The 11,167-nt window shown below is 69.2% G+C and carries 10 protein-coding genes; 2 read left to right on the forward strand and 8 right to left on the reverse strand.

The window, feature by feature from the left end:
* Nucleotides 1–24: 24 nt before the first annotated feature.
* From AC5L3C_RS00080 to AC5L3C_RS00095, 4 genes are all read right to left on the reverse strand, one after another.
* On the reverse strand, nt 25–1,194 hold the full coding sequence (locus AC5L3C_RS00080; RefSeq protein WP_450285761.1) for an exonuclease SbcCD subunit D: 1,170 nt from the start codon (nt 1,192–1,194) through the stop codon (nt 25–27).
* Nucleotides 1,195–1,271: 77 nt separating this feature from the next.
* Complete coding sequence (locus AC5L3C_RS00085) at nt 1,272–3,050, reverse strand: ATP-binding protein (protein ID WP_493646188.1); 1,779 nt, start codon at nt 3,048–3,050, stop codon at nt 1,272–1,274.
* Between the two features lie 1,334 nt (nt 3,051–4,384).
* The gene (locus tag AC5L3C_RS00090; protein WP_493646189.1) at nt 4,385–4,798 is read right to left on the reverse strand and encodes a DUF2399 domain-containing protein; all 414 of its coding nucleotides are present in this window, start codon (nt 4,796–4,798) and stop codon (nt 4,385–4,387) included.
* The gene (locus tag AC5L3C_RS00095) at nt 4,750–5,394 is read right to left on the reverse strand and encodes an AAA family ATPase (protein WP_493646190.1); all 645 of its coding nucleotides are present in this window, start codon (nt 5,392–5,394) and stop codon (nt 4,750–4,752) included. Before AC5L3C_RS00095 ends, AC5L3C_RS00090 begins: the two co-directional genes overlap by 49 nt.
* 299 nt (nt 5,395–5,693) lie before the next feature.
* Here AC5L3C_RS00095 and tpg point away from each other — a divergent pair, with 299 nt between their 5' ends.
* Nucleotides 5,694–6,251, forward strand: a complete 558-nt coding sequence (gene tpg, locus AC5L3C_RS00100) for a telomere-protecting terminal protein Tpg (RefSeq protein WP_493646191.1) — start codon at nt 5,694–5,696, stop codon at nt 6,249–6,251.
* 32 nt (nt 6,252–6,283) lie between these two features.
* On the opposite strand, the gene AC5L3C_RS00105 is transcribed toward tpg, so the two are convergent.
* From AC5L3C_RS00105 to AC5L3C_RS00120, 4 genes are all read right to left on the reverse strand, one after another.
* A complete protein-coding gene (locus AC5L3C_RS00105; protein WP_493646192.1) occupies nt 6,284–7,396 on the reverse strand; it encodes a hypothetical protein in 1,113 nt (370 codons plus the stop codon).
* A gap of 11 nt (nt 7,397–7,407) precedes the next feature.
* On the reverse strand, nt 7,408–8,151 hold the full coding sequence (locus tag AC5L3C_RS00110) for an AAA family ATPase (RefSeq protein WP_493646193.1): 744 nt from the start codon (nt 8,149–8,151) through the stop codon (nt 7,408–7,410).
* Entirely contained in the window at nt 8,148–9,758 is a 1,611-nt protein-coding gene (locus AC5L3C_RS00115) for a transposase (RefSeq protein WP_493646194.1), read from the reverse strand. The genes AC5L3C_RS00110 and AC5L3C_RS00115 overlap by 4 nt, the downstream gene beginning before the upstream one ends.
* 441 nt (nt 9,759–10,199) lie before the next feature.
* A complete protein-coding gene (locus AC5L3C_RS00120) occupies nt 10,200–10,517 on the reverse strand; it encodes a hypothetical protein (protein WP_493646195.1) in 318 nt (105 codons plus the stop codon).
* Between the two features lie 41 nt (nt 10,518–10,558).
* Between AC5L3C_RS00120 and AC5L3C_RS00125 the strand changes: the two genes are divergently transcribed.
* Entirely contained in the window at nt 10,559–10,855 is a 297-nt protein-coding gene (locus tag AC5L3C_RS00125) for a hypothetical protein (RefSeq protein ID WP_493646196.1), read from the forward strand.
* Nucleotides 10,856–11,167 lie beyond the last annotated feature (312 nt).

Raw genomic sequence — 11,167 nt, forward strand, 5'->3', positions numbered from 1 at the left:
CTAGCGGGTGTCAGGGCCGCTGGGTCAAGAGCGGGCGGTCGAGCGGGTCAGGTCGTCGTGCAGGTGGTTGAACAGGGCCGTGACCCGGTCGTCGCTGACGCCGACGCTGTGGCAGTAGTCGGAGAACAGTTGCGCAGGCGTCTTGGTGGGCTGGTGGGTGGCGATGCCCGCTTTGGCGCCGGTGCTCGCGTGGTCGGGGTGGATGCGGATTTCGAGGGCGTTGGGGAGGGCTTCGAGCAGGTCGTCGCGCATGCCGGCGTAGGCGGGCTGGGTGACCACGAGCCGGAGGTAGTCCTCGCCGTAGACGGCGGGGTCGGCGGTGAGCTGGGCGACGGTCCCCTCGATGGTGCGCAGCCTGCGGCCGGCAGTGACCGGGATGTCAGTGATCTTCGCGGGGGTTCCGGGAGAGGCTTCGACGAGGCAGACCACGTGGGTGTTGTTCTGCTCGCCGAAGTCGATCGCATAGGGGGATCCGCTGTAGTGCACCGGGCAGGCGGCCGGGATCGTCTGCCGGCGGTGCAGGTGGCCCAGGGCCACGTAGTGCGCTTCGACGGGGAAGATAGCGGCGGGCACGTGGTATTCCATGATCGATTGGGCGGCCCGCTCACCGCCGCCGAAGACACCGCCAGTGCACGTCAGGTGGGCCATGACAAGGTTGACGGCGTCGGAGGTGAAAGCCCCTGTCAGGTTGTCCAGGACATCACGGATGAGCTGGTCGTAGGCGCCGACGTTCTGGGACGGGGTGTTGGCGATGATCTCCGCGGCGCGGACGGCGTAGCGCTGGGAGAGAAACGGCAGAACGGCGACGTTGACGCGCTCGTTGGTGGACTTGGCGCGGAAGCTGTGCACGCCGCCCTTTGCGGCCGGGCGGGCCTGGCCGTAGACATGGATGCCGGCGATGTCCATCAGCGGCTTGTAGGCCTCGAGTGTGGCACCGTGGTCGTGGTTGCCGGCGATCAGGACGACCTCGATGTCCTGCTTGGCCAGTTGCAGCAGGGTGCGCACGACAAGCCTTTGGGCGTCCGCGGTGGGCGCGGCGTTCTCGTAGAGGTCGCCGGCGATGAGGACGGCATCGACGTCGTTGCCGACGGCTATCTGGGTGATCTCACGTAGTACGCCTGCCTGCTCCTCGAGCCGGTTGCGGCCCTTGAGGGTCTTGCCGACATGCCAGTCGGAGGTGTGGAGAAACTTCACCGGGTCGGTCCTTTTCGGATGGCTGAAGCAGAGAAGCGGGTGGCGTCAGGCGTGATCTGAAAGCGCGTCGGCGGACGTCAGAAGGGCGGCTCGTCGATGGCCCCGTCGTCGGGATCGTCGAACCACGAGTCGCTCTGGGTCTGGGGCAGCTTGCTGAACGGGTCCGGTCGCGCCGCACCACCGGCGTTCGAGTCAGCAGGCGAGATGCCGGTAGTAAAGGTGGGATCGGCGACCTCGGAGAGGCGGGTGGCCCAGGCGGGGAAGGGGAATTCGACGGCCAGCGGCACCGGGATCTCGGGCTGGGAGACGAACATGGTGCCAGGCTTGGCGAGGGTGGCGCGCTGCCGCTGCGAGGCGGGCAGGAAGCCGTACTCAGGGCGGCCGGCCTCGGCGGGATCAAGCCGACCGACGATCTTGATCGAGGAGTTCGACACGATGCGCCGTTCCACCTCGGAGGCGGTCTGCTGAGCGCCGATGAGGATGATGCCGAGCGAGCGGCCGCGTTCGGCGATGTCGAGCAGGACGTCCTTGATCGGGGAGGAGCCCTCGCGCGGCGCGTACTTGTTCAGCTCGTCGATCATCGTGAACAGCAGCCCGCCCGGACCGGCTTGCTCCTTGCGGTCGGTCTCCGCGGCGAGCACGACACCCACGACGAACCGTTGCGCCCGCTCCGGCAGGTTGTGCAGGTCCACCACGGTGACCTGCTGCCCCAAGGTGTCGACGGAGTGCGCGATGGGACGGTCGGTGACCGTGCTCAGGTCGCCACGAATCAGGGGGCCCAGCGGTCTTTGGGACGACCGCAGCCGCCGCACGAACGCGTTGACGGTACCCATCCCCACAGCAGGCCCCGCCCAGTGGGCGCGAGTGGCCTCGTCGGTGACCTTCTCGCTGATGAACGCGATCATCTCCGCCCAGGTGCGGATGGTGGCTCCGTCGATGGCGACCGCGCCGTCGTTCCCTGCGGCCTGGGCCTCGCGGTACAGCCTGCTGGTGACCTGGTGCACGACAATCGTGTACTGGTTCTTCTCGTCTTCGACGTCGGCGAACACGTACGGGAGCAGTTCGCGTTCGCAGAACTCCGCGAGCGTCCACCAGAACGCGGTGACGCCGCTGGTCCGGCCGGTGACGTGGGGGCGGCCGGTGGTATCACCAGGCAGCGGCGGGGCGTAGAAGCCGGCGGAGGCAAAGGGTCGAGCGGGCAGGCCGAGCCGCGCGTACGCGGCGCGCAGTGTCTCGTCGAGGCGGGCGTTGGGCTGGTCGACGAACAACAGGTCCTCGCCCTTGACCGAGAAGATCAAGGCCTTGGCGTTGACCGCGCGGGCTCCCAGGGCACCCGAGGTGAACAGCGAGTGCAGCAGGAACAGCGCGAAGCTGGTCTTGGTCGCCACCCCGGAGATGCCCGAGATCGACACGTGGGCGCCGCGGGTACCGTCAAGGAACTCGAGGTTGAGATAGATCGGTTCGCCGTCACGACCGATGCCGGCGGGGATCCGCGCGTCCATCTTGTCGAAGTACAAGGCGGCGTCCCGGTCAGCACCCGCGGCCCGAATCGCGACTGCGCCGGGGCGTGGCGGGACGTAGCACTCGGGCTCGACGCGGGTGGTGGTGACCTCGGCGATCTCCTGCACGGTCGCCGGCAAGATCCCGTCCGCAATGAGGAACACATCCGAGCCGAACGCGGCGCCCTCGTGGCGGGCAACCACCTCCGTCACCACGCCTGAGGTGACGACCTCGCCGTAGCCGGGGATCTGCCGACGGGTGCTGACCACGTCGTCGAGCTGCAGGTACGCATCGGGGGAAAGGGCGACGTGAAACTTCAACGGCGTGGAGTCCTCGGTGCCTGCAACCTTCCCCACCTCCTGCTCGGTACCCCCGCTGGGGGCAGGCCTCCAGGCGGCTGCTGGCTCGTCAGGGGCGCTGAACCGCGGCCTGAGGTAGTGCTGTCGACGCCAGGGGTTTCGGAGTCGGTGTCGGTCATCGGCGGTCCCTGTGCCTATCTCATCGTGCGTCGGGGCGGCCCTGACGGCTGGCGATGGACACCGTACGCCGGGGCGCCGAAACTACTGAGCGGTTCCACAGATTGGCGGGACTCCAAAGGTTCCCAGTCCCGACTGACACGGGGGGCGGCTTATCCTGCAGACGCGCAACCCGGGCAAGGCCGGTACCCGTCAGTCCCGCCCAACGGTCTCCGAACTTTGGTTGCAACTCAAGGCGCGTCAGGGCCCGTTGGCGAACTTCCCTCACCGAAGCGCTGCGCCAACGACACCGGACCACCCACGCGTTGACCGAAGGCGCGTCGCTGATCACCGACGGGTGATGTCGTGGTCGGTCTATCTGTGCCACAGGGCAAAGGCGGATGGCGTCGGCGAGAAACGGTCTCGCTCTGTTGTTCGTTCTCCCCGACCGCAGCATGTGTGGCCGGCCCGAGGTCGGCCCGCAGATGTACGTCCTGACCCGCCCGTTCTGCCGTGCGCAGCCGAAGGGCAGGAAGTCTTCAACACACAGAGATGCCAGATACATCCACACCCCCGGCGCGCTGGGGCCCGCACCACGAACGGCACAAGCGGTGAATAACCGCCTCAAGCACCCCACCCGCACGCGGCCTTCGCGCATCCTACACACGACCCCTTCACCATGCACACACATTTCGCAACCTCTCGCACCGACCCTGGAAGCGACACAGCGGCGGCCTCCCGGACGCAGCGCTGATCGGTCATGCTGCCGTGCGTCCCAGGCGAAGCTGTCCGGTCGACTCCGCTCCTCCGGCAGACGCGTAGTCCTCCCTCGGCACGAGACGTGCGGCGCTGGCGCGAGATCACAGGTGAGACGGACACCCCGCCCGAGAGCACCCCGCCGACGACAAATCGTTCGCCTACACCGAAGCGCAGCTCGACGGCTCATGCCGCTACGGCAAACAACTCCCACCCTTCAGCAGGCGAGACCTGCACGGGGAGACGGCATCCGCCACCGGACTGCACACCTTCGACCACAACCCCGACCAGACACTGCTGGAGCCAGGCCAACCCATCGCGCTGCGCCTGCCCCCCCCGTTACGGCCCCAGCAGCCGCAAGGCATGACCCGCCTGCCGCCTCACCACCCGCCAGCAATAGCAGGCACCCCGAAGAGTGGTCCCTGTCGCGATGCCGCTTCTCACTGCCAGGTGCTGTCAGTTCTCGGAGCTACTGGACGTCACAAAGCACAAGAGCCCGGTGCACCGGCCGTGATGTCGGCCAGCAACGCGGGAAGCAGATCCTCCTCGTAGACCGGCACAGAGTGTTTGCGCATCACGGGTACCAGGTGGTCGTCCCAGGGAGCATCTGAGCCCTGCAGATGCAGGACGTCACTGCCCTCGGGGACGGCCGCGAGGTAGTCAGCTGCGCCCATCCGCCACGCAACCGCGGAAGGTGCTGCAGCCAGGAGGGCACGCATGTGTGCCAGGCCGGCCTGGTCGAAGTCAGCGCGGACGGCGATGTTCCATCCGGTGTCCGCCAGAGCGCCAATGGCTTCGCATTCCCGTTGGGATGGTGTGCCGGCGGTGCAGATCACCCGTGGTCTCACGAGGTTGTCCCGGGCCAGGGCCTGGGTGCTGGCTGCGGCCAGCACGGAGGGGTTCTCGGTAACGAAGACCCACGTGCCGGTGGTCTCGGGAGGCTCGCCTTGGCCCGGGCTGTCTTCTTGCCGGCGCCGACTTCTTCGGCGCGGGCCTTGGCCGCGGCGCTCACGGCCTCGATGGTCGTGTTGTCCCCGGTGATGGCCTCCTGGTCGTCCTCTTCGTCGACGCCTGCTTCCTCGAAGACGTCCGCTAGGACATCCTCGAGGGCGCAGTGGACATTGGCTCGGAGGCTGCCGTCGTAGAGGCGGGAGGCCGTGATGTACGCCTTCGCTGGCGGCCGTACGCCGAGCAGGTCCTCGATCGCGTCGAAGTCCGCATCCTCCAGCCTGAAGACGGCAGTGACGGGAGCGACCGTGTCGAGGTCCTTCGTGCGCCGATGCCGGGACAAGTCTCGCCGCGGGTAGTCAGTGGTGACGTGGAAGTCGTCGGCGTTGTTGGCCGGGTTCAACCGGTGCAGAGCCTTAAGCACCGTCGTCTTGCCCGACTCGTTCTTGCCGATCAGGCACGTGACCTCGGGGTCGACCACCATGGCCTGCTTGTTCGTGATGTTGCGGAACGCCTCGATCTCCACCGACGTCACCAGCATGGCACTCCCCTCCAAGGGCCCCGTTGCCCTTGTGTAATCCGCGCAGCGTGGGGCCTGTGCCAGACGGGACAGGTGCGACCGCGCGATGTGGCTAATCAGCCAGTATGAATCCCGCCACTGACAACGGTGCCTCTGATGATCGGTTGGAAGCGGTGCTCGCCCAAGGGCTCGTAGCCTGCGTCAGCCAGCGCTGTCCCGAGAATGCAGAAACTGGCAGGCGGAAGCAGACGACGTGGGAGAACTGACGCTACGGACTGCAGGATGCTGGCCCTGTCGGCTGGCCGCTTGGAGGGGCGGACGTGGGACAGATCGAGCAGGGTTTGGAGCGTGCGTTGCGCACCCGGCCTGTTCCTTCAAGCACCCAGGCCCGCCTGCGGTTTCTGCTGGCGGCGCACCGAGGTTCCACCCAGAGGGTCGCCGCCGTGCTGGGGGTGTCGCAGCGCACTGTGCAGCGGTGGGTGACGAAGAAGCCAGGAGCGCGTCGTCCGCCGGGTCCGATGCAGGTCCGGGCGATCGAGAAAGCGGTTCTGACTCGGTGGCAGCCCCGGGTACGGGCCCGTCGGCGTGCCCAGGCAGAGGCGGAGGGCTTCGTCTTCCATACCCGTGCGCGATTCGGGTTCGCGGCTCCTGCGGGGTCCTCGGACGACCCGCGGGTGCGGTGGATCACCCAGGACTTGCCGGGAGAGGTAGCCCGGGAGTTGTTCGCCGCCCGGGATGCCGGCGCAGGCGAGCAGCAGCAGACGGTGATACTCGCCCGTGCGCTGGGACACGCCTACTTTCGCGAGTGGGGCCGCCGCGCCCATGGCCTGCACGTCTCCTTCAGCGACGTCGAGTTCGCCGACTTCTCGATCGGCTGAACCTGGCCCATCGAGCGAGCACAGCAAGGTGATCAGCGTCGCGACGGCCTGGCGCGCCTGGCCGGTATCGCTTCGTACCTCTCGGCTTCCTGCCGCTCGCGCCAGTCCCACTCCACACGGCCGACCGGGCCTTTGCGGCGGGCTGTGGGCGGCTGTGGCGGGCGCAGTCTGGCCGTCTCCGCCACGCGCAGCAGGTGCGCACGGTCACCGGGCGCGGCGAGCAGCTCCTGGTCTTCGCCGGATACGAGCCGGGTGAAGCAGGCCGCGGCCCTCAGGTAGATGCCCGCCCAGGGTGGTACGGGGTAGGCGGCGCAGCCGTCGGTGTAGCGGGCGCGGTCGTGCAGGGCGAGCGTGGCCGCGGCGTCGTCGTAGTCGCGAGGGCGTGCGGTGGCGAGTTGCTGGAGGGAGGCACCGGTGAACAGCGCAGCGGCGACGGCCGCGGCCAGGCGAGGATGTGCGGTCGCCGCATGCAGCTGGTGGGCAACACGCAGCGCGACGACCGCGGTGAGAGGCACGGGCGGTGGCCGGTGCCGCCAGGTGATCGGCGGTGGCGTGCACGGGTCGGCGCAGGGGCGGGGGCTGTCGTAGGAGACGAGGCGGTCAAGTGCCGGCAGGGTGAGCCACCGGCTGGTCGGCGCGGCGGGCTCGTCTGGGGGCGGGGGCTCGGCGATAGGCGTGCCGTAGTAGTGGCGGCGGGCAGCTTCGATGTCGGCGGTGACGGAGTGGTCGGCCGTCCGCAGGGCCTGGTGCAGAGCGGCGGGAAGGTGAGGGCGGTGGCAGACCAGGGTGAGGTGGATACCGGTGCGGTCCTGTAGTTGCAGGAGGCGCATCGTGCGGCGGGCGGTGAGGCGGTGAGCGCGCAGGACGGTCAGCCGGGTGACGGGCAGGGCGGTCATCCAGGCCGTGGCGGCTTCCCAGGCGGGCTGACGGCCGCCGGGAAAGCGGCCCGCGAGCAGGGGCGGTTTGCCCAGAGCGGCGAGAAGGTCGTGGGCGAGGCCGGTTTCGCTGGTGGTGCCCGGGCCGGGGTGCAGGGTGATCCGGCCGGACGGCGGATGGTGGGCGGCCAGGGCGGCGTGCGTGTGCATCGCGTCGTCGTGACGGTCGAGAACCACGGTGACGGACGGCAGCGGCGGGATAGGAGGCATGGGCGGTGTGGTCAGGCGAGGCGGCTGAAGGCCCAGCGCAGCAGCTCCTGGTCGACGCGGGCACGTCCCGTACGGGCCAGTGCGGTACGGGTGTGGGCGGTCAGCTGGGCCCAGGCGCGGAAGTTGCCGTGCGCGGCGTGGCTGTCGGCGAAGGTGATGTCCTCGGGGTCGGCGTCGGCCCAGATGGGGTGGAACAGCGGGATCACCTCGAGGACCTCGTCGGGTGTGAGTCGGGTGAACTGCTGCCAGATGAAGACACGGGAGGACAGCATCGGTTCGCGGCGCAGCACGGTGTGGCAGCCCGCGCCGCCGACGAAGATGATCGCGAGCTGGGTGGAGGGTTCGTCCCACAGGTAGCGGAAGTATTCGAAGGCCTCACCGTTGAGCCACTGGGCCTCGTCGACGAGGAAGGTGCGGGGGCGTTCGGCCAGGGCCGTCTTCAGCAGACGGTCGAACTCGCTGGGGTGGCGCGGGGGCTCGCCGGCCAGGTCGAGGGCGGTGAACAGTTCGTAGCGCACTGCGCGGGCGGTGGGCCGGGCCCGGAAGGTGATCTTTCGGACGTCCTCGCGGGGTTCGAGTGCGCGCAGGCAGGTGTTGACGGCGAGGGTCTTGCCGAAGCCGGCCCCGCCGTGGATGCACATCATCGCGCGGGCGGTGACCGCGTCGGTGATGTTGTCCCGGGCGGTGAGCAGGGCCCGGGTGGTGACCACGGAGGCGTCGGGCAGATCAACGTACTGGTAGGTGGCCGCGGTCACGAGGCATCTCCGTCTTCATCGGTGGTGGGAAGCGCGGCCCGCCCGTCACGGCCGTCCGGGGCGGGAGGGCCATCACGACCGGGCGGATGCGGGACGGGCGGGCCCGGCGTGGTCAGCGCGGCCAGGGAAGCCGGGGTGCGCCAGTCGGCCGGGGGTGCGGCGGGCGGGACGACGTCGGGCAGCGCGAGCTGCGACAGGCCGGCGTCGGCGCTCTGGGCGAGTTCGGCGTCGGCCTGTGCACCGGTCAGCGCGCCGAGCTGCCGAGGCGGCTCGGCCCGGGTGGCAGCGGCGTAGCGCTGTCGCTGGGAAGCTTCGAGGTCCTTCTTCAGACGGCGGCTGCGGGCGGCCCGTGCCCGCCGTACCGCGCTGACCTGTTCCTCGGTGGCCTGATCGGCCAGATCCGCCGGCCCCAGGTAGCGGCCGGTGGCGGCGTGGTAGACCTCGATGCGGTGATCGTGGTGAGGCATGAAACGGACCCGGACCCGAATCCCGGCCTGACCGGTCATCCACGCACCCACGTAGTCGCGTCTGCGGAAGCGGACTCCGCGGGTGGTCAGCGTACGGATACCGGCGTCCTCCAGAGTGAACGTCCACAGATCCGCGGCCGACACGTCCCGCAGCGGAGTAGGGTCCTCCTGCCACGCCTGAAGCGGAGTCCTGCCCCGCAACGGCGCTGGGCGGTGCTCGGTGTTCCACCACCGCGTCCAGTCCAGCAGCCGGGCGGTGAAGTCCTCAAAGCCGAGCAGCACCTCGTCCTTCGGCCGGGAAGGGCGTCTGCCGGGGCGCGGCTGACGGGCGTAGCCGGGCAGCGCGGCCAGGAACATGCCTTCTACCGCCCGGTTGAGGCCCTCCACGGTGCCCTTGAGGTGGGGGGTGTAGGCGGGCAGGTCCTCCACCGTCACGTCGAGGAGATCGAAAGCGGCAGTCACCGTCCGGGACAGGAAATCCTTGCCTCGGTCCACCCGCACCTTCTCGGGCAGAGCGCCGAACGGGCCGTAAGGCTCATGGCGCAGGACCGCGGAGCGCAGCGCGGCCAGCACCGACTCCCGCGACGGATGCCCGGGCGTGACCGCGACACCGGTGATCGCGTTGGTGGCGCAGTCGGTGAACCAGGTGATCGACGGCCTGCGGGGCTTGCCGTCGACATCGACCAGCACCGGGGCCTGCATGTGGTCGGTCTCCCACACCTGGTTGCGCCAGCCCCGCGGCCGGGCCAGGAACACATCGTGCTTACGCGCCGCCCGCTCCCCGCCCGCAAGCCCTGCCCGCTCCCCCGGCGTCAGATCACGGCGGATCGCCCGGTGCAGCGTCGGAATCGACGGAGGCGGCTGCCCCTCGCCCCTGGCTGCACGAGCGGTCAGCTCACGATGCACCGCCGCGACGTTCCCCTCCCACAGTCCCAGCAGAGCCCGGACCTCATCAGTAACCGTGAACCGCCCGGGGTACGCGGCACGCTCCCCCGGCGCCAGGGCCGCAGCCTCGTCCCGCTCGGCGGCCGCCAGCCACCGCCACACCGCACGCTCCCGCACCCCCAGCACGTCCGCCGCCGACCTCACCCGCCCACTGGTGAGCTTCCCCTCCCGCCGCAGGGCCAGCAGACGGCGCACCGCAGGCCCCCGCAACGCCCGAACCGACACAGCCGGCAAAGCCCCGCTCGAATCTCCACCCGCCCCTTCCGGGGCCGGCCCTTGCTCTCCCTGATCCACGCCCCGAGCACACCAACACCCATTCGGCCAGCGGATCAGAACTCGCGAAACTGAGACAGCGTCACCCCTCATGCAATAACGCCCCAGGACAGCAATACCCCGTGGTTCTCTCACCCCCAAGACAGTGACCCCACACCCCGAAACCGCCACCGACCAGCATCAACTCACCCCGGTCCACTGTCTCTCACCCCACTGTCACAAACCGAGAGATCGCAACCAGCGCGCCGCACTCGCTGAACTCGGAGTCGAGTGGGCCTAGCAGCAGGTCTGTCGGGTTGCTGAGGCGTGGCGTGGCCTGCGGATGCTTGGACCCGCCTCGGCCGTTGGTGTTCTCCTCTCGGATCATCCGTCGCAGGCTGGTGCGTGCTGCCGCCAGGTCTGTTTCCAGGGTGCCCACAACGTGGCGGTGGTGCTGCGGGTGCGGGCGGGCGAAGGGGCGGCGGGGTGCGGGCGTTGCCGAGCGGCCTGAATGTGCTCGCGGATGTCTTCGGCGTAGGTGAGCCATGTGGAGACACCGGCTGTGCGCGCGACCGCGGCGTGGGTGATTTTCTTGCCCTGCTGCTCAAGAGCCGTCAGCGCGGTCAGGACGCGCTGACGTTTCTCGAGGCTGACGCGGCGGCGGGCCTGGGCGAGGGTGTGCGGGTTGCCGCGGGGGTTCATGCCGGGTCGGTCCTGGTGACGGGGGTGAGCGGCGGGAGGGTGTGGGTGTTGCCGGCGCGGGCTTTGCGCAGGATGGTGCTGGCCTCTTCGATCTCCTGGCGTTCTGCGGCGAGGAGGCGGCACTGCATACGGTCCGTGACCTGCTCGAAGGCGGTGATCTGAGCGGTGAGGGCGGCAATGACGAATTCGGCGGCGGCCGTGGCCTGGGCTGTTTCGCGGTCGGCGCGCAGTTCGTTGATGTGCTGTTCGATCGCCGGAAGGTAGGAGGGGTCGGGGCGGTAGAAGCCGCAGCCGGCGCACTAAAAAGCGGATGGGGCAGGAGCTCTCTGCGGCTTTGACGTTACTGGGTTCGGTGCATCCTCCGTAGGGGACGGCGACGGAGCGCAGTTCGTAGGCGGTCTCGGAGCTGGGGCTGGGGCGGCCGTGGTTGTCGACGACGTGGGCGGCGAGCTTGGTGACGGCGTCGCGTTTTCGTTTCAGGGAGACGGTGTAGTAGCGCTGGGTGGTGCTCGCCGACTTGTGATCCATCAATTCACGCAGGACGTCGAGCGGAGTCCCCGCGTCGGCGTGACTTGGGCTGGCGCGGACAACCGACGCGCTAGGGACCGGGGTCCTCATCTGATCCGGGATTTCGTACGGGTCGTCATCGA

This window comes from Streptomyces speibonae, from assembly GCF_984686075.1.

Coding starts and splice junctions, on each gene's coding strand:
- AC5L3C_RS00095 (WP_493646190.1), bottom strand. CDS start 5,394: ATGCTGGTGACGTCGGTGGAGATCGAGGCGTTCCGCAACATCACGAAC.
- AC5L3C_RS00120 (WP_493646195.1), bottom strand. CDS start 10,517: ATGAACCCCCGCGGCAACCCGCACACCCTCGCCCAGGCCCGCCGCCGC.
- AC5L3C_RS00105 (WP_493646192.1), bottom strand. CDS start 7,396: ATGCCTCCTATCCCGCCGCTGCCGTCCGTCACCGTGGTTCTCGACCGT.